We start from the raw sequence: 21,209 nt of genomic DNA, 5'->3' as shown, positions 1-21,209 counted from the left end.
TTGCCAGATTACGACGGCTGTGCGGTTGGCCGCGCGGAAAAACGAGGGCGGGCGAGGACGATGGACGTGATGCCACTGCTGTTGCTGGTGGCGGGAAGTGCCGTGGTGGCCGCGGGGGCCCGGCGCACCCCGGTTCCGGCGCCGCTGCTGCTGGTCGCGGTCGGGCTGGCCGTCTCGTACGTCCCGGGGGTACCGGACTACACCCTGGACCCGGACGTCGTCCTGCCGCTGCTGCTGCCCCCGCTGCTGTACACGTCGGCCACCGACAGCTCGTACCTCGACCTGCGAGCCCAAGTGCGGCCCGTGGCACTGCTGTCGGTGGGGTACGTGCTCTTCGCCACGTTCGTCGTCGGCTGGGCCGCGTACGTGATCGTGCCGGGGCTGCCGCTGACCGCGGCGCTGGTGCTCGGCGCGGTGGTGGCGCCGCCGGACGCGGTCGCCGCGACCGCGGTGGCCCGCCGGGTCGGACTGCCCTCGCGGATCACGACGATCCTCCAGGGCGAGTCCCTGCTGAACGACGCCACCGCGATCACCGCCTACAAGGTGGCCCTCGCGGCGGCGGTCGGCGAGGGCGCCACCTGGGCCGGCGGCATCGGGGAGTTCCTGCTCGCGGCCGTCGGCGGGGTCGGGGTCGGGCTCCTGATGATGGTGCCGATCCACTGGCTGCGCACCCACCTCAAGGAGGCGCTGCTGCAGAACACGCTCTCCCTGCTGATCCCGTTCGTCGCCTACGCGGTCGCCGAGCAGGTGCACGCCTCCGGAGTGCTCGCCGTCGTCGTCGTGGCGCTCTATCTGGGCCACCGCGCGTGGGAGGTCGATTTCGCGACCCGCCTCCAGGAGGAGGCGGTCTGGAAGATGGTCGCCTTCGTCCTGGAGTCCGCGGTGTTCGCCCTGATCGGACTGCAACTGCCGGTGGTCCTCAAGGGACTTGGCGAGTACCGGGGCCTGGACGCCGCCCTCTACGCGATCGCCCTCTTCCTTGTCGTCGTCGCGACCCGCTTCGTGTGGGTGTACCCGGCGGCCTTCCTGCCCCGCATGTTCTCGGCACGGATCAGGGAACGCGAGGACAACCCCACCTGGAAGGGGGCGATGACCACCGCGTGGGCAGGCATGAGAGGCGTGGTCTCCCTGGCCATCGCCTTCTCGATCCCCCTCACGGTGCACGGCGGCGAGCCCTTCCCGCAGCGCAACATCATCCTGTTCCTGACCTTCACGACGGTCATCGGCACCCTGGTCGTGCAGGGCCTGAGCCTGCCCCCGATCATCCGGCTGCTGAAATTCCCCGGCCGCGACCCCCAGGCCGAGACGCTCGCCGAGGCCAACGCCCAGGCGCAGGCCTCCCGAGTGGCCGAGAAACGCCTCAACGCCCTTCTGGAGGACGAGCGCAACGCCCTGCCCCCTCCGCTGGCCGACCGCCTCCGCGAGGTCCTGGAGCGCCGCCGCAACGCCGTCTGGGAGCGCCTGGGCGCCACCAACCCCGTCACCGGCGAGACCGTCGACGACACCTACCGCCGCCTGTCCCGCGAGATGATCAGCGCCGAACGCTCGATGTTCGTCCGCCTGCGCGACGGCCGCTACATCGACGACGAGATGCTGCGCACGCTGCTGCGCAGGCTGGACCTGGAGGAGGCGGCGGCCTATCGGGAAGCGGCCTAGGCCTGTCGGGAGGCCGCCCGGGCTTGTGGGGGAGGGCACCTGGGCGTACCGGGGATCACGTCGCAGACGCGGGGCGTGGCACGCGCTCCCCTCTGCCCCAGGAGCGCGGGCGCCCCAGCCGCCGTTGCCTTCACTCGCCGACGTCCCCCAGCCTTCGGCCGGGAGGTGTCCCCACCGCGTCGCCCGCGGCCGCACGGGCCTCGCCCCGCTCTCCGGCGCGGCCCTCAGCTACCGCCGCTTTCCCGCGACCTGAGCCGCCGGGCAGCCTCAGCGCGTGGCGGGACGCTACGGGAACGGTCGCCCGGTGACGACAGCGGCGACCGTGCTCCCGCGCGGGAAGGCTCCTTCCTCCGCCATCACGACAAGTCCGTACAGCAACTTGGCGACATAGAGACGCTCGACGGCCAGCCCGTGCCGGTCCTCGAAGTCCTCGGCGAAGGCGTCGAGTTCGGCCGGCACGCGCGCGTAGCCACCGAAATGGAAGCGCTCGTCGAGCGACCAGTCGCCGCGCCGGCCGCCGAAGGCCCGCTCCTGGAGGGCTGTGATGTCGGCGCCAAGGAAGCCGCCCTTGAGGACCGGGATCCCCAACACCCGCTGGTCGGGGGCGAGTCCGGCGGCCAGCCCGGCCAGTGTGCCGCCGGTCCCGCAGGCGAGGGCGACGACATCGACGCCGGCACGCGCGCGCAGCTCCTCACCCAGGGCCCGGCAGCCGCGCACGGCAAGGGAGTTGCTGCCGCCCTCCGGGACGACGTACGCGTCCTCCGCGTCCACCTCGCGCAGGATGCCGGCCAGCGCCCCGGGCTCGGCCTTGCGCCGGTACGTCGACCTGTCGACGAAGCGGAGACGCATCCCGTCGGCCGCGCACCGGGCCAGGGACGGATTGAGCGGGCGGTCCGCCAGCTCCTGGCCGCGGACCACGCCGACCGTGCGCAGGCCCAGGAGGCGGCCCGCGGCGGCGGTGGCGCGCAGGTGGTTGGAGTAGGCGCCGCCGAAGGTGACGACCGTATGGCCGGCCGCCGCCGCGAGGTTGGGCGCGAGTTTGCGCCACTTGTTGCCGATCAGGTCCGGGTGGATCAGGTCGTCCCGCTTGAGCAGCAGCCGGACACCGTGCCGGCCGAAGCGCCCGTCCGTGATCTCCTCCACCGGCGACGGCAGCCGGGGCCGTAGGGCGGCGAGGTCGGGGCTGGTCACGGCACCATTGTCACCCGGGTCGCCTGCACCGCCCGTGTTCGGCGGAGGTCACTTCAGACGGTCGCCGACCCGCTCGCGCAGCCAGTCCATCGTGAACCCGCGCGGGTCCACCTTTCCGGGCTGCCACTCCAGGTGGCCGATCACCGAGCGGGCAGACCATTCGTGGTGGCGGCAGATCGCCGCGCAGACCTTCTCGATCGCCTCCAACTGGGCCTCCGGCCACGGGTCCTCGCCGTCGCCGAGGTTCTCGCACTCGAAGCCGTAGAAGTGCCGGTTGCCGTCGGTGTTGGCCTCGTTGTCGTGCGGCAGCCGCTTCTCGGCGATTACCGCGCGCAGCACGTCGTCGTCGCCCAGGCCCGCGTGGTTGGCGCGGCCGTAGCCGACCAGGTGGACCCTGCCGTCCTTGGTGATGACGCCGTGGCACAGCGGGCCGGGCAGGTCGGGGCGGCCCTCGCGGCAGAGGTCCACGGTGTGTGCGCTGCCCTTGGTGACCGTGTGGTGGATCATCACGCCGTGGACGGGTCCCCACGGGCCCTTGTGGTTGCGGTTGTGGTGCTCCCAGTCGCCGACCTCGACGACCGTGACGCCCTCGTCCCGCAGCGCGCCCAGGAAACCGCCTGCGGACATGGGTGAGGCCATGAACGCCTCCTTCGTGCTGTGCGACGGCCGACGTGCACGGCCGCCTGTTATCGCTGCTTGTACCGAGAAAGTCCCGGTACGCACGACTTGTTCGTACGGCGTGCGAGCCGATCCGGACAACGGCGGCCCCGGCCGCAACTCGAACAACATTCGACGTAAACAGCCCCCGTGCCCAGCACGTGAAGATCCATTCCCGCTCTTTCGGGTAATACCACCGGCACGCAGAGTGAGGAAAGCTGGTGCGCGAGAACGAATGCCGGGCGCACAGGCCCGGCATCAATGGGGAGGGCATTTCTCTATGTCGGTAGGCGAAGAGGTCCGCGCGGAGCAGAACAAGCCGCAGCAGAGTCTTGGCACGGCGGCTGCGCGGAACCTGGCCACCACCACGAAGTCCGCACCGCAGATGCAGGAGATCAGCTCCCGCTGGCTCCTGCGCACACTGCCGTGGGTGAACGTGCAGGGTGGCACGTACCGGGTGAACCGACGGCTGAGCTACTCCGTCGGCGACGGCCGGGTGACATTCGTGAAGACCGGCGACCGCGTCGAGGTCATCCCCGCGGAGCTCGGCGAACTGCCCGCACTGCGGGACTACGAGGACGAGGAGGTCCTCTCGGAACTGGCCGTCCGCTGCCGGCAGCGCGAGTTCGCCCCGGGGGAGGCGATCGCGTCGTTCGGCAGCCAGGCCGACGAGGTGTACCTGCTGGCACACGGCAGGGTGGAGAAGATCGGCACGGGCCCGTACGGCGACGACACGGTCCTCGGAGTCCTCGCCGACGGCGCCTACTTCGGTGACCAGGCACTGCTGGACCCGGAGGCCATCTGGGAGTACACGGCCCGCGCGGACACCGCCTGCACGGTGCTCGTGCTGGCCCGCGGGGACGTCGAGCAGGTCGCGGAGCGCTCCGAGACCCTGCGCGACCACCTCACGCAGCTGCGCGCGATCCCCGAGCAGCGCACCAACAAGTACGGCGAGAAGGCCATCGACCTCGCCGCGGGCCACTCCGGCGAGCCGGACATCCCGCACACGTTCGTCGACTATGACGCCCGGCCGCGCGAGTACGAACTGAGCGTCGCCCAGACCGTCCTGCGCATCCACTCGCGCGTGGCCGATCTCTACAACCAGCCGATGAACCAGACGGAACAGCAACTCCGGCTCACCGTCGAGGCGTTGAAGGAGCGCCAGGAGCACGAGCTGATCAACAACCGCGAGTTCGGCCTGCTCAACAACTGCGAGTACGACCAGCGGCTCCAGCCGCACGACGGAGTGCCCAGCCCGGACGACCTGGACGAGCTGCTCAGCAGGCGGCGCGGCACCAGGATGCTCCTCGCCCACCCGCGCGCGATCTCCGCGTTCGGCCGCGAGCTCAACAAGCGCGGCCTGGTCCCGGAGTCCATCGAGATCGCCGGCAACCGCATCCCGACCTGGCGCGGGGTGCCGATCTACCCGTGCAACAAGATCCCGGTCAGCGACCGGCGGACCACCTCGATCATCGCCATGCGTACCGGCGAGGCCGACCAGGGCGTCATCGGCCTCCAGCAGGCCGGCATCCCGGACGAGATCGAGCCGAGCCTGTCGGTGCGCTTCATGGGCATCAACGAACAGGCGATCATCAAGTACCTCGTGACGGCCTACTACTCGGCGGCGGTCCTGGTGCCGGACGCCCTCGGCGTCCTGGAGAACGTCGAGATCGGCCGCTGGAGGTGACGTTTCAGCAGCTGGACGCGGTGTCCCCGCCCTTCGGGGCGGGTACACCCCGGTCACATGTGCCCAGCCGCAGTGGAAACGCCACCGTCCGCGGACTCTCCGAGGGGGACCCCATGGCCGAGTTCAGGGCGGAGACGAAACAGCATCCTGACCGGACGCAGCCGGCCGACGGGCACGAGGCCGCGGTGATCCTGGAGGAGGCCCGGGCGTCCGTCGACCCCGAACTGCGCTCGGCGATCCACTCGTTGCCCGGCTCCATGCGCCGGATCGCGCTCTACCACTTCGGGTGGGAGCACGCGGACGGCACCCCGGCGGCGGGCAACGCCGGCAAGGCGATCCGCCCCGCCCTCGTCCTCACCGCGGCCGGCGCACTCGGCGGCGAGCGGGCGCGGACGGGCGCGCTGCGGGCCGCCGCGGCGGTCGAGCTGATCCACAACTTCACACTGCTGCACGACGACGTGATGGACCGGGACACCACCCGCAGACACCGGCCCACCGCGTGGACCGTGTTCGGCGACCCCGACGCGATCCTCGCCGGGGACGCGCTCCAGGCGCTGGCACTGCGACTGCTCGCCGAGGACCCGCACCCGGCGGCCTCGGCCGCCGCGGCCCGGCTCGCGGACTGCGTCGTCGAACTGTGCGCGGGCCAGCACGCGGACACCGCCATGGAGCAGCGCGCCCCCGGCGAGGTCACTCTCGACGAGGTGCTCGCCATGGCCGAGGCCAAGACCGGCGCGCTGCTCGGCTGCGCCTGCGCGGTGGGCGCGCTGTACGCGGGGGCGTCCGCCGAGGACGTGGAGGCACTGGACGCGTTCGGCCGGCAGGCCGGGCTCGCCTTCCAGCTGATCGACGACGTCATCGGCATATGGGGCGACCCCGCCCGCACCGGCAAACCGGCCGGCGCCGACCTCGCCGTACGCAAGAAGTCGCTGCCCGTGGTCGCCGCGCTCACCTCGGGCACCCCGGCGGCCGTGGAACTCGCCGAACTGTACGGAATGCCGTACGAGGAAGGGGACTTGGAGCGCACCGCGCTCGCGGTCGAGCGGGCCGGCGGCCGGGACTGGGCGCAGGCCCAGGCGGCCGACCGGATGGCCCGGGCCGTGCAGGAACTGGCCCGGGCGATCCCGGACCCGCAGGACGCGGGCGGTCTGCTCGCGCTGGCCGAGTTCGTGACCCGGCGCAGCAGTTGAAGACTCCGGGGCCTTGTGGTGCCGTGCGGTCCTGACCCCGCACGGTGACCCGGGGCCCCGGACACGGGCGGGTCCCGCGCATCCCCACGGTGCGCGGGGCCCGCCCCTCTTTTTTTAAGGCTCGGTTCGCCTCCGGGGCGCAAAAGTCGGTGTCGAGAGGCCGACCGTGCTCGACCCTTCGGGCCTCCGCGCGCTGGGCCTCTCGCCTCCGACGCGCCCCTTCGGCTCACTCGCCCGTAAGTCCCGCTAGGCTCAACACCCGTACGGAATAGGACTGTTGAGACGCGGAGGCGGGACATGGGCGTGGCGATACGGGCGGCCGGCGAGGGCGACAGAGAGCTGGTCGTCCGGCTGCTGGACGACGCGTTCCAGGACGATCCGGTGAGCGGCTGGATCTTCCCCGACGCCGAGTACCGCCGTGCGACCCACCACAAGCTGATGGCCGCCTTCACGGACGCAGTGCTCGCCGACGGCCGTATCGACCTGGTCGAGGACGGCGCGGCCTGCGCGCTGTGGCTGTCCATGCCGGCCGAGGCGCACGCGGCGGACGGCGAGGACGAGGCCGTACAGCTGCGGGAGTTCGTGGATGCGGACAACGAGCGGGTCGAGACGATCGTCCGGCTCATGGAGGAGGGGCATCCCACCGGCCGGGCCCACGAGTACCTGTGGATGATCGCCGTGACACCGGGCCGGCAGGGCGAGGGACTCGGCGCCGCGCTGATCCGGCACGTCCTGGAGCGCTGCGACCGCGAGGGACTGCCCGCGTACCTGGAGGCGAGCAGCGAGCGCAGCACCAAGCTGTACCAGCGGCTCGGCTACGCCTTCACCGACACCAACCTCGACCTTCCGGACGGCCCGCGCATGTATCCGATGTGGCGCGAGCCCCGAACGGTTCTAGTCTGAGTGCATGGGCAGAGAAGAGCACACCTGTCCCGTCTGCGGACAGCCCGTTGCCACCGTCGTCCGGCGGTACAAGACGCTCGGCGCATGGGTACCGAAGTGGGTGGCCGGCCCGTGCCGGAACCCCGAGTGCGAGGCGAACGTCGGCCAGGGTGCCGAGCCCGATGAACCCGGGTCGCGCACCCCGGCCGGGCCGACGCCGTAGCGTGATCCCATGCCGGACAAGGAACCCACCACCATCCTCCACATCACCGAGCGCGCCCTCTGGGACGCGGCCCGCGAGCGCGGCGCCTACGAGTGGTCGACCCGTGGCCGCACCCTCCAGGAGGAGGGCTTCATCCACTGCTCGACCCGCACCCAACTCCCGCGCGTGGCAGCCTTCTTGTACGGCTCCTACGACGGCCCCGACGACCTGGTGGTCCTGGAGGTGGAACCGGGACGGCTCGGCGCACCCCTGAAGTACGAGGCGCCGGAGCCGGGCGGCGAGGAGTTCCCGCACATCTACGGGCCGATTCCGGTGGACGCGGTGGTGAGCGTGGAGGTGTGGACGGCTTGAGCCGGTTGTGGCGCCGGGTCCTGATGGTGTGGGCGGTCGCCGTGGCCGTCGGGGGCGGGCTCACGTTGTGGCTGCAGGACTCCGGTGGGCCGCACGAGCCGTACAGCTGGCAGCTGAACAAGCCTGATGGCGAGACGCCGACGCCGTCGCCGAGCCAAGACGGTCAGGACCCGGCGAACGGCTGTCCGACGCCCACGGCCTCGCCGTACGACGACCCGCATACGATCTTCATCTGCCTCAAGAACGGCTAGGCAGCCCGCCGGTCTCCGGGTCGCGCCCGGTCAGGCAGTAGACACCGCCCGCCGGATCCCGCATCACCGTCCAGTGCCTGCCGTGGGAGACGACACTCGCCCCGAGCCGCTCGTGTCGCGCCGTCGTCGCGTCGATGTCGGCGCAGGCCAGGTCGAGATGGGCGGAGGCGGGGCGTTCCTCGCCGAGCCGCTGGAGCAGGATCCGGATCGGCAGGCCGGGCGGCGGCTTGAGCACATGGAACTCGGGGAGCGCACCGCGCAGGGACGCCCAGTCGGGCAACAGGGCGCTCCAGAAGGCGACTTCGGCGTCGTAGGAGCCGGGCCCGATGTCGAGGGACACCTGGTCGAGACGGCTGCCGTCCACGACGGGCGGCCGTACGGCCTCGCCGTGCCAGGGGACCGCGCAGAACAACTGCCCGGCGGGGGACCGGAGTACGGCCCAGCCGTCGTGCTCGGCGACGGTCTCGGCGCCGAGCGCCAGCGCGGACGCCACGAACGCCGGCACGTCGTCGACGGAGAAGTCGAGGTGCGCCCCGCCCATGCCCGTCCCGACCCCCTGCACCTTCACGCAGGGATCCGCCCCCTCCACCAGCAAGGTGACGAACTCGCCTTCCCCACCGCGCGGTTCGGACAGCCGGGTGTCCGTGACGGCCGTCCAGAAGGCGCGGGCGGGGTCGCGGAGCGCGAGCGGGCGGTCGACGAAGGCGTAGGTCCAGCGGATGCCGGCTGGGATGCTCATGGCGTGATCGTAAGCCGGAAGGCGCGACCGGCCCCCGTCGCTTTCAGTCCCCGCTGCGCTGCATGAACCGCAGCATGTTCCCGGCCGGGTCCCGGAACGCGCAGTCGCGCACACCGTACGGCTGGTCCGTCGGCTCCTGGACCACCTCGGCGCCGGACTCCTGGACGCGGGCGTAGAGGGCGTCGCAGTCGGCGGTGGTGAAGTTGACCCCGCGCAGGGTGCCCTTGGCGAGAAGTTCGGCCATGGCCTGCTTGTCGGCGGGGGAGGCGTCCGGGTTGGCGGCCGGCGGCTCCAACACAATCTCGACATCGGGCTGCAACGGCGACCCCACGGTCACCCACCGCATGCCCTCGAAACCGACGTCGTTACGGATTTCCAGCTCCAGCACGTCGCAGTAGAAGGCGAGGGCCTTGTCGTGGTCGTCGACGGCGATGAAGCACTGGCGGAGTTTGAGATCCATGCAGCACAGGCTAGGGCCGGAGGGGCGGTCCCGCCCGGTTCGGGCGGGTGAAAGTGCGGGCCACGCAGGACGGGATCACCGCGCCGGCCTCGTGGGAGCGGGCGCGGTAGGCGCTGGGGGTCTCGCCGACCAGCTCGGTGAAACGGGAACTGAACGAACCGAGCGAGGTACAGCCGACGGCCATGCACACCTCCGTCACACTCAGATCCCCGCGCCGCAGCAACGCCTTCGCCCGCTCGATCCGCCGCGTCATGAGATAGCTGTACGGCGTCTCCCCGTACGCGGCACGGAAGCTCCGCTGGAAGTGCCCCGGCGACATCAGCGCGGTCCGCGCGATCGAGGCCATGTCGAGCGGTTCGGCGTACTCGCGGTTCATCCGGTCGCGGGCCTGACGCAGCCGTACGAGGTCTTCGCGGTTCACGTCGTCCAGGATGGCACGGGGCGGGAGGGGGCGTGGGGGTACGGCGAAAGGGCCCGCCCGGCGAACCGGTCGGACCCCTTCGTCATGCCCACTGACACACACCCGATGACCCCTGCCCGCTGACCCGCGATGGTGCACCGATCGCCGGTCGGGCGGGGGGTGTCGGGTGGGTCAGGCCTTCTTGGTCTCCTAGTAACGGGCCGGGTCGGTGACCTGCGGGGATTCTCCCGGTGGGGCGCTGACCTGGCCTTTTGGCGATTGGTGGCGATGGGGTGCGACGGTCTTGATTGGGTGTCTTGCGCACTGTGTGCGGACTGCGCGATCAAGGCGTTGCCGTCACCGTCCTTCGTGTGGCAGCTCGCCGTTGCCTTCGCACTGGTCGGGAGTTCCGGGCGGCGGGGCCGTGGTGGCCCTCGGGATCAGCGTCGTGGGCAGGACGACGTGCTGTGTGCGGTCGGCCTCGGAGTCGTCGATCAGCGTCAGGGCCAGTTCGCCGGCGATGCGGCCCATCTCGGAGGGTGACTGGGCGACCGTGGACAGGTCGAACCACTCGGCCGTGTCCTGGTCGTCGAAGCCGACGACGGACATCCGCTCGGGCACCGCGATCCCCGTCTTGCGCAGGGTCCAGATGACGGAGACGGCCTGCTCGTCCGCGTCGGCGAAGATCGCTGTGGGCGGCTCCCGCAGGCTCAGCAGGTTTCCGACCGCCTCCATGGTGCCGCGCTTGTCGCGGGGCGGGATCGTGACCACCAGGTCGTCGTCCAGGGGGATGCCCGCCTCGGTGAGCGCCTGCCGGTAGCCGAGCAGTCGGTCGCGGGTGCTGAAGCTGAAGCCGCGGGCGCCCACCGTCTGGGCGAAGGCGATCCGGCGGTGGCCGAGGTTGAGCAGGTGGCGGGTGGCCTTGCAGGCTCCGGCCACGTCGTCGGCGTAGACGCTCGGGCGGCCCTCGACGTGCTGGCTGACGTAGATGACCGGCATTCCGAGGTCGTCCAGGCGCGCGGTCTCTTCGGCGGTGAGGTCGAAGGAGAACACCAGCAGGGCGTCGGCGTTGCGGCGGGCGGGGAGGCGCTCGAAGAACGCGGTGCGTTCGGCCAGGTCGGGGATCACGTAGACGGTCATCTCCAGGCCGGCCTCCCGCAGCAATGGGCCCAGACGCGTCAGTGCCGAGCCCATGAACCACGAATCCAGTGTGGGCACCAGCACCGCCACGACCCCGGTCTTGCCGGTGACCAGACTCGCTGCGTGCCGTGAGACGGCGAAGTTCAGCTCACGGGCGGCTTGCTCGACCCGTGCGCGGACGTCCGGTGAGACCGATGTCAGGCCGCGCAGGGTGCGCGAGACGGTGGACGGGGAGACCCCCGCCCGTTCGGCGACATCAGTCATGGTGGGCAGTCGTTGAGCTGGCGGCATGACCGGAAGTTAGCACAGCTTCAGCTTCCCGCCAGACCTTCTGAGACAGCGCTGTCACGACCCGCTCGGCGGAGACAGCGACCCGTTATGCCCGTATATGGGCCACACATCCACCCAATCTTCTTCGTGCTACCGGCAGGTTACGCATTGACTTCCGCCAGGTGCACTCCTACGGTGCAAGCGTTGTCTCGGTGGGTTCGGAGCCGTCGCCGTGAAGTCATCCTTCGATGCTTTGACCTGCGTTTTTGATCTACAAAATGCCGTGACAGCACAGTCTCGTAACAGAGCCATCCCAGAGTCATCTCGGTAGCTACTCCCTACAGGGCGCCCCCGCCGAGACTTCGGTTCCGCACGTCCAGGAGAGACAGTGAACGCCAGAACCACCAGAGCCTTTCAGTGCTCGGCCGTGCTCGCCGCCGCCGGGCTCACCCTCACCGCCTGCGGTTCTTCCGGCGGTGGCAGCTCCTCGGGGCAGTCCCAGAACACGTCGTTCACGGGCCGTGGCCCGATCACCTACGTGTCCGGCAAGGACACCACCGGCGTCGTCCAGAAGGTGCTCGACCGCTGGAACAAGCTGCACCCGAAGGAGAAGGTCACCTTCATCCAGCTGCCGACGGATGCGGACTCGCAGCGCCAGCAGATGATCCAGAACGCCGAGACCAAGTCCGACACCTACACGATCCTGTCCCTCGACGCCGTGTGGACCTCGGAGTTCGCCGCGCACCAGTGGATCGACAAGCTGCCCGAGAAGCAGTTCCCGCTGGACAAGATGCTCAAGCCGGTGGTGGAGACGGCGAAGTACCGCGGCAGCCTGTACGCGGCCCCGTACATCTCGAACGGCGGCGTGCTGTACTACCGCACCGACCTGCTCAAGAAGGCCGGCATCAGCGCCCCGCCGACGACATGGGCTCAGATGAAGGCCGACTGCGCCAAGGTCGAGAAGCTGCCCGAGGCCAAGGGCATGTCCTGCTACGCCGGGCAGTTCCAGAAGTACGAGGGCCTGACGGTGAACTTCGGCGAGGCCGTGAACTCCGCGGGCGGTGTGATCACCGACGCCAACGGCAAACCCGACGTCAACACCCCGGCGGCCAAGAAGGGCCTGGACTTCCTCGTCGACTCCTTCAAGGACGGCACGATCCCCAAAGAGGCCATCACCTACCAGGAGGAGGACGGCCGTCAGGCGTTCCAGTCCGGCAAGCTGATCTTCCACCGCAACTGGCCCTACGTATACGCGCTGGCCCAGAAGAGCAAGGTGGCCGGGAAGTTCGCGGTCGCGCCGCTGCCCGGCCTGAACGGAGTCGGCGCCTCCAGCCTGGGCGGCTCCAACCTGGGCCTGTCGTCCTTCGCCAAGAACAAGGCCACCGCGCTGGACTTCATGAAGTTCTTCACCGACGAGAAGAACTCGACGACGTTCCTCAAGGACGCCGCCTTCGCCCCGCCGTACACGGACCTGTACGACGACCAGACCCTGGCCGCGCAGTACCCGTACCTGCCCGTCCTGAAGCAGTCGATCCTGCACGCCGTGCCGCGCCCGCGGGTCGTGCAGTACGGCGATGTGACGTCCGCGATCCAGCAGGAGGCGTACGCCGCGCTGACCGGCAGCAAGACCAGTGCGCAGGCGCTGAAGGACCTGCAGCAGGAGCTGCAGAAGTCCGCGGCGCAGTGAGGAGCAGGGCCATGGCCGACACCAAGATCCCGCCCGGACCCGCCACCGGTGAGGCCGACCGTGCGGCGGGCAGCCGATCGCCGGTGATCGGCAGACCTTCCCGGGCCCGGGCGACCTCGGGTTCGGGGCGGATGGCGGCGCTCCTGGTGTCCCCGACGCTCCTGGTGCTGACGATCGTCGTGCTCTACCCGACGGTCATGGCACTGCAGGAGTCGCTGTACGGGACGAAGGGGCTGGACCCGAAGACCGGCTTCATCAGCGACACCGAGCCGTTCGTGGGGCTGAAGAACTACGCCGACATCTTCGGCGCGGCCGGAGACCGGTTCTGGAACGCCTTCTGGAACACCACCTTCTTCACCGTCGTCACCGTCGGGCTGGAGACGGTGATCGGTGTGGCCATGGCCCTCATCATGCACAAGGCGTTCAGCGGCCGGGCGCTGGTCAGGGCTGGCATCCTCATCCCCTGGGCCGTCCCCACAGCCATCTCCGGCCTGCTGTGGCGATGGATCTTCAACAGCAACGGCGTGGCCAACGCCCTGATCGGTCACCAGATCCTGTGGACCACCGAGGGCTTCCACGCCAAGGTCGCGGTCATCATCGCCGAGGTGTGGAAGACCGCTCCCTTCATCGGACTGCTGGTCCTGGCCGGCCTGCAGGTGATCGGCAAGGAGGTGTACGAGGCGGCCCGCATCGACGGTGCGAGCGCCCCGCGCCAGTTCTGGCACATCACCCTGCCGCTGGTGAGGCCCGCCCTGCTGGTGGCGATGCTGTTCCGCTGCATGGACGCCCTGCGGATGTTCGACCTGCCCTACATCCTCATCGGCGCCCGGAAGAACTCCGTGGAAACCCTCTCCATGCTCGCGCAGAGCGAGGCGTCCAACGTCCGCTTCGGACCGGCCTCGGCCTACGCGGTGCTCCTCTTCCTCTATGTCTTCCTCGTCGCGCTCGCCTTCGTCCGGTTGCTGGGCGCCGACCTCGTCGGCGACAGCGGTACGGCCAAGCCCCGACGCAAGCACCGCAGGACGCCCTTCTCCCGTCGTTCGGAGGTGACGACATGATGGCCTCGGCGAAGCTGCGCGGCTGGCTGCTGTACGCGGGTGTCCTCGCGGTGGTGGCGTACTGCCTGGCCCCGTTCTACTGGATGCTGGTCTCCAGCCTGCGCAGCACCTCCGACATCTTCGACACCTCGTTGTTGCCCTCCCGGGTGTCGTTCGAGAACTACCGAGCCCTGCTCGACTCGTCCCAGGGTTTTCCCCGGGCCCTGCTCAACAGCCTGATCGTCGCCGGCATCACCACCGTCCTGGCGCTGATTCTGGCCACGTTCACCGCCTACGCCATGGCCCGGCTGGAGTTCCGCTTCAAGCGGCTGATCCTCACGCTGATCATCGCCACCTCGATGTTCCCGGTGGTGTCGATCGTGGTGCCGCTGCTGAAGCTGTTCACCGACATCGGCTGGATCAACACCTACCAGGCCATGATCGTGCCGAGCATGTCCTTCACGCTGCCGCTGGCGGTGTGGAACCTGACTACTTTCTTCCGGCAGATGCCGGACGAGCTGGAGCACGCCGCCATGATCGACGGCTGCACCCGCGGCCAGGCGTTCCGCAAGGTCATCGTCCCGCTCGCCGCGCCGGGCATCTTCACCACCGCGATCATCGTCTTCATCGCCGCCTGGAACGAGTTCCTCATCGCCCTGACGATGACGAACAAGCCCGGCATGCAGACTGCGCCGGTCGCCATCTCGAAGTTCACCGGCGCCACGACGTACGAGACCCCGTTCGGCAGCCAGATGGCCGCCGGCGTCCTCGTCACCATCCCGCTGGTGGTCATGGTGCTGCTCTTCCAGCGCCGCATCGTCGCCGGACTCACCGCCGGCGCGGCCAAGTAGCCGCCGTCCCCCACAAACCCACTCTCAAAGGACCCTTTCAGCACCATGTCCCCCACGAGCCCCTGGTGGCGCAGCGCCGTCATCTACCAGGTCTACATCCGCAGCTTCGTCGACGGGAACGGCGACGGCGTCGGCGACATCGCCGGCATCCGCTCCCGCCTGCCGTACCTGAAGTCACTCGGTGTCGACGCCCTCTGGATCAACCCGTGGTACAAGTCGCCGATGGCCGACCACGGTTACGACGTGGCCGACTACCGCGAGATCGACCCGCTGTTCGGCACGGTCGCCGAGGCCGAGCAGCTCATCGAGGAAGCGCACGAGCACGGGATCCGCATCATCCCCGACATCGTGCCCAACCACACCTCCGACCAGCACGCCTGGTTCCAGGCGGCACTGGCCGCCGGACCGGGCAGCCCGGAACGCGGACGCTACATCTTCCGCCCCGGCCGCGGCCCCGACGGCGACCAGCCACCCAACGACTGGGACTCCCGCTTCGGCGGCCCGGCCTGGACCCGCGTGTCGGACGGCGAGTGGTACCTGCACCTGTTCACCCCCCAGCAGCCCGACCTCAACTGGCAACACCCCGAAGTCCACGCGGAGTTCGAATCCGTCCTGCGATTCTGGTTCAGCCGGGGCGTCGACGGCTTCCGCGTCGACGTCGCCCACGGACTCGTCAAGGACCCCGAGCTGCCCGACCTGCCACCCCTGTCCGCCCCCGCGGACGGGCAGCCCAGGCCCCACACCGACCACCCCTTCTGGGACCGCGACGAGGTCCACGACATCTACCGCGCCTGGCGCAAGCTGGCCGACGGGTACCCCGGCGACCGCTCCTTCGTCGCCGAGGCATGGACCGACACCCCCGAGCGTCTCGCCGCCTACGTCCGCGAAGACGGCCTGCACACCGCCTTCAACTTCGACTTCCTCATGTCCAGCTGGGACCCGAAGGACCTGCGCACGGTCATCGACGACACCCTCGCGATGCTCGGCAACGTGGGCGCGCCGGCCACCTGGGTGCTCTCCAACCACGACGTCATGCGCCACCCCAGCCGCTACGGCCGCACTGCGGCACGACGCTGGCTGGCCAACGAGTCCTACGTACCCGAAGGCCCCCTCGACCTGCGACTGGGCACCCGCCGCGCCCGCGCAGCCGCCCTGCTGATGCTCTCCCTGCCTGGCGGCGCCTACGTCTATCAGGGCGAGGAACTCGGCCTGCCCGAGGCCGAGGACCTGCCCGAGTCCGTCCTCCAGGACCCCGTCTGGGAACGCTCCGGCCACACCGAACGGGGCCGCGACGGCTGCCGCGTCCCGATCCCCTGGTCCGGACAGGCCGCACCGTACGGTTTCAGCCCCGACAACGCCACCGCCGAACCTTGGTTGCCGCAGCCCGCCGACTGGGCCGAGCGAAGCGCGGAAGCACAGACCGGTGACGAGGCGTCCATGCTGGAGCTCTACCGCAGCGCCCTGAGCCTGCGTCGCGAACACCCCGCCCTCGGCGACGGAGGCATGACCTGGCTGGACACCCCGGCCAGGGTCCTCGCCTTCCGTCGCGAACCCGGCTTCGTCTGCGTGCTGAACCTCTCCACCGAGCCCTACCGGCTGCCCGACCACACATCGATCCTGCTGACCAGCGAACCCGTCGACGACGGCCGACTGGCCCCGGACCAGGCGGCCTGGCTCGCGGTGTAACACCGATCGGTGGTCTCAAGTCCGCCAGGGCCTGTTCGGTCTTCCCTCCCCGCCGGCCGGACAGGCCCTGGTCCCTACTGGTCAAATCGTTGGATTTCGATGGCGAGGGCGCCGAGGGCTTCCTTCTCGGGCGGATAGATGGTGCGGATGTTGGCGAGCTGCTGTTCGCGGTTGGCGGTCGGGTTGACGTTGCCGGGTCCTTCGCCGTCGAGCAGCGCCTCGAAGTTGGGGTACTCGGTAACCCGCTTGGCTTTGACTTCGCATGTCTCGTCGGTGCCCTTGATGCGGAAGCGGATGATGTCACCGGCGGCGAGGTCGGCGAGGTGCGGGTACTTCACCCGCACCTCGATGGTCTTGGTGCCCGCGGCGACGAGGTCGAAGTACTGGCGGTAGAGGTTGAGTTCGTGGACGCGGGCGGTGGTGTCGGTCATGGGGCGGGAACGCTCCTGGGGACTGATGCGGTCATCATGCGGCCGATCTCGGCGGCCGAGTACGAGCGGAAGAAGTGGCGGGGGTCGGACAGCAACGTATCGGTCATGGCCAGCAGTTGCTCGGCGTACTCGGCGATGGTGCCGGGCCACTGCCGGGTATCGAGCATCCAGCTGGCCGCGCCCTTCGGCAGAGAAGCCCGGCCCTCGCGGATCAGCGACTTGGACAACTTGGCGCCGGTGTCGGTGACGACCTGAGGGCAGAACAGGCGGGCCGGGAGCTGTCCGTGGGTGAGGCCGACGGCCTGGAGGGCCTCGTCGACCAGGTGGGAGCCGAAGACCCAGTCGCCGCCCTTGACCATGACGTGCAGGGTGCCGTGGGGGTTTGACAGGGCGAGTTCTTTGACGAGGTTGCGGTACAGCGTGGCCAGGTCGAGGTAGGCGCCTTCGGCCGGGGCGATGGTGGCCTGGTAAGGACCGTGGTGGAGGCAGACGGCAGCCACTTGCGCGGCCTCGCGGTCGGTGAGTTGGACGCGAGTGCGCTCGGCGTGCTTCTCGGCCCAGCCGCAGCCGGGCTGTGGGCATGGGACGCGCACGTGCGGCGTGCCGGTGGAGGGGGCCAGCCACCAGCGGGCGGCATCGAGTCGGGGCAGGAGCCGTAGCCAGGTGCGGCGGAAGTGCTCGCCGGCCTGCTGGTGGCTGTAGGTCTCGACCCGGTGAGGGATGCCCAGACGCCGGGACAGCGCGGTGAACAGGGGTTGGTAGAGGGCACCGACGAGGTCGGTCAGGGCCTGGTCGCCGAGGGCCTGGGCGTAGGCACGCTGGTAGCGGTGACCGCTGACCGGGTCAGTGGTCAGCTCGTGTGGGGCGTTGTCGAGGGCGCTGAACAGGACCTCGGTCGGGATGCCGAAGCGGTCTCGCAGGCGGGCGGCCATGGCGAAGGAGAGCGCCTGGACGAGCGAGGTGCCGATATGCGGGGCGCCGTTGATCTGGGTGCCGACGACCAGCACGATCCGCTCGGGTGGGTTGGCCAGGATGCGTGGGGTCAGGACGTCCTCGGCATGGTGGAGGGCGTTGGCCAGGACGGTGTTCGGTGAGACGGGGTGGGTCGTCACGGCGTGTCCCCCTGGGGTGGGTTGGGGTTCATTCGGTTCGGGTGTGGCCGAAGAGGAGGCTCTGGCGGGGCGTGGCGTGGTCCAGGTAGGTGTCGATCTCCGCTGGCGTGGCACTGCGGGAGAGCGGGTCGAGGCCCAGGACAAGGGCTACTGGCGTCCCTTGGCCGAGGAGCAGGATCCAGGGGCGGCCCGCGGGGATCCGTTTTCGGTGGGGGGTGCCGTCGAAGCGCAAGGCCACCTCGGTCGGGGTGATCTGGCGCAGGCGCGGCCCGATGTCCGGCGGTGGTGCGGTGGCGGGGCCGAGGTGCAGAGCTTCGGCGACCGCGCGCATGCGTTGTTCGATGACGGTAGGCGTCTCGTAGAGGCTGCGGGGTTGTTGGGGCGCCAGTAGGAGGCAACACAGAGTGGCGCCGGTCGGGGCGGTGTCCAGCCACGTGGTCGTGGCCAGGGAGGCGATCAGACCGGCGGTCAGCGTGAGCGCCTCGGTATTGGCGGGCGTCAGCATGTCGGCACCGCGCTGTGGTGGAAGGCCGCCCAGACGCACTTGCCGGGGCCACGGCGTTCCTCCACGCCCCAGTGGTCGGCCACTGCGGATACGAGGAGAAGGCCGCGGCCTTCGGCGTCAGTGCTCCGTGCCTCTCGCTTGGTGGGTGTGCCGTTGCCGCCGTCGTGCACCTCGATGCGCAGCACGGTGGCGTGCAGTTCGACGCGTACAAGGACCTGGCCGCCCGCAGGGGCTCCGTGCAGGACGGCGTTGGTGGCGAGTTCGGAGGTGCCCAGCCGGATGTCGTCGAGGCGTTCGGTCCGGCCCCATTGGGTAAGGGTCTCGGCGACGAAGGAGCGGGCGGCTCCTGGGGTGGTCCGGCGTCGGTCGAAGAGCATCGATCCGTGCTCGACGGCGCCGTCGAGGGCTTGGTCCGGTGCGAGGGTGTCCGGCTCGCCGGGCAGTCTGCTGGGCATGGCCAACAGCCAACCGCTGTCGCTCGTTTGGGTCGGGAGCCAGCACGGGGGCCATGTCAGGGGCCACTATGGGGGCCAGACTTCACGTGCTGCGGGGAGAGGGGATGAGCGACACGGGGATCGGTGCGCTGCTCATCAGGCTGCGTACCGAGCGTGGCTGGTCTCAGCAACGGGTGGCCGACGAGTACAACGCCCTGGAGGGGCGTGCCACCAAGACGGGCAAGGAGATCGGGCGCTACGAGCGCGAGGTACGCATCCCGGTGCCGTACACGCGAAAATACCTGGCTCAGGCGTTCGGCGTCGGAACCGCGGAACTCGACCGAGCGGTTGTGGTCAGCAAGAGCCGGCGGAACGGCGGCGGCCCGGAAGACGCGCAACAGACGCTGCCCACGCAGCCCATGGTGCGTCCGCGCACCGTGGCGGGGGCTGTGTCGGTGGATGCGGTGGCCTCGGCGGAGTTCGCCCGGTTCATCGCGCAGCGCAACGCCGACGAGTTCGTCGTAGAGCAGTTGGAGGCCGATGTCGCTCGGCTTGCCCGTAGCTACGTCAGTCACCCGCTGCTGGAGCTGTATGTCGAGATCAAGCGGTTGCGGAACGGCGTGTTCGAGCTGTTGCGCGGGCGGCAGCATCCCCGGCAGACCACTGATCTGTACGTCGCGGCCTCCCGTCTGTGCGGCCTGACCGCTCATGTGTGCCTAGACCTCGGTGACTACGACTCCGCGGCCACACACGCTCGCACTGCCCGGGCGTGCGCGGAGGCTGCAGGCCACGAAGGGATGTTGGCCTGGGTGCGAGCCGTTGAGTCCTTGATCGCCTACTGGACTGGGCGGTACGAGCAGGCCGCGCGGCTGGCGCAGGCGGGTCGTCAGCACCGGGCGGGCGGGAGCATCGGGGCCCGGCTGGCGAGCCTGGAGGCGCGGGCGCTGGCCATAGTGGGAGACCGGGTGGGTGTAGTGGCCGCGCTGGCGGATGCCGAGCGCTCTCGCGAGGCGATGGTGGGTCTCGACGAGGTGCCAGGCATCTTCGCTTTCCCGGCTGCCAAGCAGTTCACGTACGCCGGTACGAGCTATCTGGCGGTGGGCGGGCGCGAGCACGTCCAGCAGGCCATCGTCAGCGCGGACACCGCGATCCGGCTCTACCGCAGCGCCGAGGATGACGACCAATCGGTGGGCGACCTATTCGCCGCCCATGTCGATCTCGCCCGCGGCCATCTGCTTCTGGGCGATCTGGACGGTACAGGGACGGTGCTCGGCTTCGTCCTCGACTCCTCGCCGGAGCGCATGTCAGCCAGTATCGTGCGCCGGCTCATCGCTCTGGGCCGGGAGCTGAGCGAGCCGCAGTACGGTGGAGCCGCGCAGGCGGCACACCTGCGTGAACGACTCCAGCACACGGCCGTCCTCGCGGCCTCACCCGCCGCCCGTCCTCCGGAGCTGCCGACGTGACCGAACTGTCCGCCGCACACGCCGCCGCCGTCACCAACCGGAGCCGCCTTGCCGGAAGTGCCTACAACAGCGACCGGGATCTCGCTGCCCGCCAGTCGCTCTACCGGTGGCAGACGCCCCGCTACGACCTGCCCGGCATCGTCGCCGAGAAGCTGAGCGGTGTGCGGGAGCGCGGACGTGTGGCCGATGTCGGTTGTGGCAACGGCAAGTTCATCCAGCGGCTTCGCGAGGACCGGCCCGATCTGGCCCTGTTGGGCTTGGACATCGCCCCCGGCATCCTCGCCGACGTCCCCGGCCCGGTTGCCGTGGCGGATGCGACCCGTCTGCCGCTGGCGACCGGGAGTGTCAACGCCGCCCTGGCGCTGCACATGCTCTACCACGTCCCCGATATCCCCCTGGCAGTAAGGGAGTTGTCCCGCGTAGTCACCCGCGACGGGTTGGTGATCGCCTCCACCAACAGCGACCGGGACAAGGCGGAACTCGACGACCTGTGGCAGCGGGCTGCGGGCGATGTCCTCGGTACCGGACGTGGCCCGGCCCGTATCTCGCTCAGTGCCCGTTTCTCCCTGGAGAAGGCATCGGCCTTTCTGGGTGAGGAGTTCGGGCGGGTGGAGACCGTGGAGCTGCCCGGCACCGTCACGGTTGGCGATCCTGAGCCGGTCGTCGCGCACATGGCTTCGTACCGGGCCTGGGCGGACCAGCACGATGTGCCCTTCGACGCCACGGTCGAGCGGGCCCGCGCCATCCTCGTTGACCACATCGCCCAGCACGGGACCTTCGAGATCACGTGCCTCGGCGGCGTCCTCGTCTGTCGTCGGTGATGTGTGCGGGGGAAACGACGAAGGGACCCCACCGGCGAACCGGCAGAGTCCCTTCCCCATACCCACTGACCTGCGATGGTGCACC

General features: G+C 69.9%; 22 protein-coding genes. 12 read left to right on the top strand and 10 right to left on the bottom strand.

Annotation, left to right across the window (positions count from 1 at the left end; translation table 11 throughout):
* Positions 1-60: 60 nt before the first annotated feature.
* Positions 61-1,656 (top strand): Na+/H+ antiporter, encoded by a 1,596-nt coding sequence (locus ACIBJH_RS00510; RefSeq protein ID WP_399114678.1) that lies wholly within the window; start codon positions 61-63, stop codon positions 1,654-1,656.
* Between the two features lie 285 nt (positions 1,657-1,941).
* Here the strand turns inward: ACIBJH_RS00510 and ACIBJH_RS00505 are convergent, their stop codons facing one another.
* On the bottom strand, positions 1,942-2,847 hold the full coding sequence (locus tag ACIBJH_RS00505) for a 1-aminocyclopropane-1-carboxylate deaminase/D-cysteine desulfhydrase (RefSeq protein ID WP_399114677.1): 906 nt from the start codon (positions 2,845-2,847) through the stop codon (positions 1,942-1,944).
* A 48-nt stretch (positions 2,848-2,895) separates the two neighbouring features.
* Entirely contained in the window at positions 2,896-3,486 is a 591-nt protein-coding gene (locus ACIBJH_RS00500) for an N-acetylmuramoyl-L-alanine amidase (RefSeq protein WP_399114676.1), read from the bottom strand.
* A gap of 298 nt (positions 3,487-3,784) precedes the next feature.
* On the opposite strand from ACIBJH_RS00500, the gene ACIBJH_RS00495 reads away from it, so the two are divergent.
* The 5 genes from ACIBJH_RS00495 to ACIBJH_RS00475 all read left to right on the top strand — a co-directional run bounded on the left by ACIBJH_RS00495 (position 3,785) and on the right by ACIBJH_RS00475 (position 8,088).
* On the top strand, positions 3,785-5,191 hold the full coding sequence (locus tag ACIBJH_RS00495) for a family 2B encapsulin nanocompartment shell protein (protein WP_399114675.1): 1,407 nt from the start codon (positions 3,785-3,787) through the stop codon (positions 5,189-5,191).
* A gap of 113 nt (positions 5,192-5,304) precedes the next feature.
* The gene (locus ACIBJH_RS00490; RefSeq protein ID WP_399114674.1) at positions 5,305-6,381 is read left to right on the top strand and encodes a family 2 encapsulin nanocompartment cargo protein polyprenyl transferase; all 1,077 of its coding nucleotides are present in this window, start codon (positions 5,305-5,307) and stop codon (positions 6,379-6,381) included.
* A 297-nt stretch (positions 6,382-6,678) separates the two neighbouring features.
* The gene (locus ACIBJH_RS00485) at positions 6,679-7,284 is read left to right on the top strand and encodes a GNAT family N-acetyltransferase (protein WP_399114673.1); all 606 of its coding nucleotides are present in this window, start codon (positions 6,679-6,681) and stop codon (positions 7,282-7,284) included.
* A gap of 211 nt (positions 7,285-7,495) precedes the next feature.
* A complete protein-coding gene (locus ACIBJH_RS00480) occupies positions 7,496-7,837 on the top strand; it encodes a DUF952 domain-containing protein (protein WP_399114672.1) in 342 nt (113 codons plus the stop codon).
* Complete coding sequence (locus ACIBJH_RS00475; RefSeq protein WP_399114671.1) at positions 7,825-8,088, top strand: hypothetical protein; 264 nt, start codon at positions 7,825-7,827, stop codon at positions 8,086-8,088. Before ACIBJH_RS00480 ends, ACIBJH_RS00475 begins: the two co-directional genes overlap by 13 nt.
* On the opposite strand, the gene ACIBJH_RS00470 is transcribed toward ACIBJH_RS00475, so the two are convergent.
* The 4 genes from ACIBJH_RS00470 to ACIBJH_RS00455 all read right to left on the bottom strand — a co-directional run bounded on the left by ACIBJH_RS00470 (position 8,075) and on the right by ACIBJH_RS00455 (position 11,118).
* On the bottom strand, positions 8,075-8,827 hold the full coding sequence (locus tag ACIBJH_RS00470; protein WP_399114670.1) for a VOC family protein: 753 nt from the start codon (positions 8,825-8,827) through the stop codon (positions 8,075-8,077). The two genes, ACIBJH_RS00475 and ACIBJH_RS00470, sit on opposite strands and share 14 nt — an antisense overlap.
* Positions 8,828-8,870: 43 nt before the next feature.
* Entirely contained in the window at positions 8,871-9,287 is a 417-nt protein-coding gene (locus ACIBJH_RS00465) for a VOC family protein (RefSeq protein ID WP_019072193.1), read from the bottom strand.
* 10 nt (positions 9,288-9,297) lie between these two features.
* Positions 9,298-9,708, bottom strand: coding sequence for a helix-turn-helix transcriptional regulator (locus ACIBJH_RS00460; RefSeq protein ID WP_019072194.1), 411 nt, complete (start codon positions 9,706-9,708; stop codon positions 9,298-9,300).
* 336 nt (positions 9,709-10,044) lie between these two features.
* On the bottom strand, positions 10,045-11,118 hold the full coding sequence (locus ACIBJH_RS00455) for a LacI family DNA-binding transcriptional regulator (RefSeq protein ID WP_399114669.1): 1,074 nt from the start codon (positions 11,116-11,118) through the stop codon (positions 10,045-10,047).
* Between the two features lie 367 nt (positions 11,119-11,485).
* Here ACIBJH_RS00455 and ACIBJH_RS00450 point away from each other — a divergent pair, with 367 nt between their 5' ends.
* Genes ACIBJH_RS00450 through ACIBJH_RS00435 form a run of 4 tightly spaced genes read left to right on the top strand, consistent with a single transcriptional unit; the run spans position 11,486 to position 16,358 of the window.
* Positions 11,486-12,784 (top strand): ABC transporter substrate-binding protein, encoded by a 1,299-nt coding sequence (locus ACIBJH_RS00450; protein WP_399114668.1) that lies wholly within the window; start codon positions 11,486-11,488, stop codon positions 12,782-12,784.
* A gap of 11 nt (positions 12,785-12,795) precedes the next feature.
* A complete protein-coding gene (locus ACIBJH_RS00445) occupies positions 12,796-13,842 on the top strand; it encodes a carbohydrate ABC transporter permease (RefSeq protein ID WP_399114667.1) in 1,047 nt (348 codons plus the stop codon).
* Positions 13,839-14,672, top strand: coding sequence for a carbohydrate ABC transporter permease (locus ACIBJH_RS00440; protein WP_399114666.1), 834 nt, complete (start codon positions 13,839-13,841; stop codon positions 14,670-14,672). Before ACIBJH_RS00445 ends, ACIBJH_RS00440 begins: the two co-directional genes overlap by 4 nt.
* 45 nt (positions 14,673-14,717) lie before the next feature.
* Complete coding sequence (locus tag ACIBJH_RS00435; protein ID WP_399114665.1) at positions 14,718-16,358, top strand: glycoside hydrolase family 13 protein; 1,641 nt, start codon at positions 14,718-14,720, stop codon at positions 16,356-16,358.
* 74 nt (positions 16,359-16,432) lie between these two features.
* On the opposite strand, the gene ACIBJH_RS00430 is transcribed toward ACIBJH_RS00435, so the two are convergent.
* The 4 genes from ACIBJH_RS00430 to ACIBJH_RS00415 are packed head-to-tail and all read right to left on the bottom strand — an operon-like array spanning position 16,433 to position 18,861.
* Complete coding sequence (locus ACIBJH_RS00430) at positions 16,433-16,789, bottom strand: ASCH domain-containing protein (protein WP_399114664.1); 357 nt, start codon at positions 16,787-16,789, stop codon at positions 16,433-16,435.
* Entirely contained in the window at positions 16,786-17,901 is a 1,116-nt protein-coding gene (locus tag ACIBJH_RS00425; RefSeq protein ID WP_399114663.1) for a hypothetical protein, read from the bottom strand. Before ACIBJH_RS00425 ends, ACIBJH_RS00430 begins: the two co-directional genes overlap by 4 nt.
* A 28-nt stretch (positions 17,902-17,929) precedes the next feature.
* Positions 17,930-18,406: a hypothetical protein gene (locus ACIBJH_RS00420; protein WP_399114662.1), complete on the bottom strand. Its 477-nt coding sequence runs from the start codon at positions 18,404-18,406 to the stop codon at positions 17,930-17,932.
* Positions 18,400-18,861 (bottom strand): ATP-binding protein, encoded by a 462-nt coding sequence (locus ACIBJH_RS00415; RefSeq protein WP_399114661.1) that lies wholly within the window; start codon positions 18,859-18,861, stop codon positions 18,400-18,402. Before ACIBJH_RS00415 ends, ACIBJH_RS00420 begins: the two co-directional genes overlap by 7 nt.
* Positions 18,862-18,965: 104 nt before the next feature.
* Here ACIBJH_RS00415 and ACIBJH_RS00410 point away from each other — a divergent pair, with 104 nt between their 5' ends.
* Both ACIBJH_RS00410 and ACIBJH_RS00405 read left to right on the top strand, forming a co-directional pair.
* Positions 18,966-20,303, top strand: a complete 1,338-nt coding sequence (locus ACIBJH_RS00410; protein WP_399114660.1) for an XRE family transcriptional regulator — start codon at positions 18,966-18,968, stop codon at positions 20,301-20,303.
* On the top strand, positions 20,300-21,124 hold the full coding sequence (locus ACIBJH_RS00405; RefSeq protein ID WP_399114659.1) for a class I SAM-dependent methyltransferase: 825 nt from the start codon (positions 20,300-20,302) through the stop codon (positions 21,122-21,124). Before ACIBJH_RS00410 ends, ACIBJH_RS00405 begins: the two co-directional genes overlap by 4 nt.
* Positions 21,125-21,209 lie beyond the last annotated feature (85 nt).

This window comes from Streptomyces sp. NPDC050548 (genome assembly GCF_044457385.1).
In the GTDB taxonomy this organism is placed as follows: Bacteria; Actinomycetota; Actinomycetes; order Streptomycetales; family Streptomycetaceae; genus Streptomyces.
The sequence above is the reverse complement of the archived record's forward strand: the minus strand, read 5'-3'. Positions and strand labels throughout refer to the sequence as shown.

Coding starts and splice junctions, on each gene's coding strand:
- ACIBJH_RS00510 (WP_399114678.1), top strand. CDS start 61: ATGGACGTGATGCCACTGCTGTTGCTGGTGGCGGGAAGTGCCGTGGTG.
- ACIBJH_RS00500 (WP_399114676.1), bottom strand. CDS start 3,486: ATGGCCTCACCCATGTCCGCAGGCGGTTTCCTGGGCGCGCTGCGGGAC.
- ACIBJH_RS00495 (WP_399114675.1), top strand. CDS start 3,785: ATGTCGGTAGGCGAAGAGGTCCGCGCGGAGCAGAACAAGCCGCAGCAG.
- ACIBJH_RS00490 (WP_399114674.1), top strand. CDS start 5,305: ATGGCCGAGTTCAGGGCGGAGACGAAACAGCATCCTGACCGGACGCAG.
- ACIBJH_RS00485 (WP_399114673.1), top strand. CDS start 6,679: ATGGGCGTGGCGATACGGGCGGCCGGCGAGGGCGACAGAGAGCTGGTC.
- ACIBJH_RS00480 (WP_399114672.1), top strand. CDS start 7,496: ATGCCGGACAAGGAACCCACCACCATCCTCCACATCACCGAGCGCGCC.
- ACIBJH_RS00470 (WP_399114670.1), bottom strand. CDS start 8,827: ATGAGCATCCCAGCCGGCATCCGCTGGACCTACGCCTTCGTCGACCGC.
- ACIBJH_RS00465 (WP_019072193.1), bottom strand. CDS start 9,287: ATGGATCTCAAACTCCGCCAGTGCTTCATCGCCGTCGACGACCACGAC.
- ACIBJH_RS00455 (WP_399114669.1), bottom strand. CDS start 11,118: ATGCCGCCAGCTCAACGACTGCCCACCATGACTGATGTCGCCGAACGG.
- ACIBJH_RS00445 (WP_399114667.1), top strand. CDS start 12,796: ATGGCCGACACCAAGATCCCGCCCGGACCCGCCACCGGTGAGGCCGAC.
- ACIBJH_RS00440 (WP_399114666.1), top strand. CDS start 13,839: ATGATGGCCTCGGCGAAGCTGCGCGGCTGGCTGCTGTACGCGGGTGTC.
- ACIBJH_RS00435 (WP_399114665.1), top strand. CDS start 14,718: ATGTCCCCCACGAGCCCCTGGTGGCGCAGCGCCGTCATCTACCAGGTC.
- ACIBJH_RS00430 (WP_399114664.1), bottom strand. CDS start 16,789: ATGACCGACACCACCGCCCGCGTCCACGAACTCAACCTCTACCGCCAG.
- ACIBJH_RS00420 (WP_399114662.1), bottom strand. CDS start 18,406: ATGCTGACGCCCGCCAATACCGAGGCGCTCACGCTGACCGCCGGTCTG.
- ACIBJH_RS00415 (WP_399114661.1), bottom strand. CDS start 18,861: ATGCCCAGCAGACTGCCCGGCGAGCCGGACACCCTCGCACCGGACCAA.
- ACIBJH_RS00410 (WP_399114660.1), top strand. CDS start 18,966: ATGAGCGACACGGGGATCGGTGCGCTGCTCATCAGGCTGCGTACCGAG.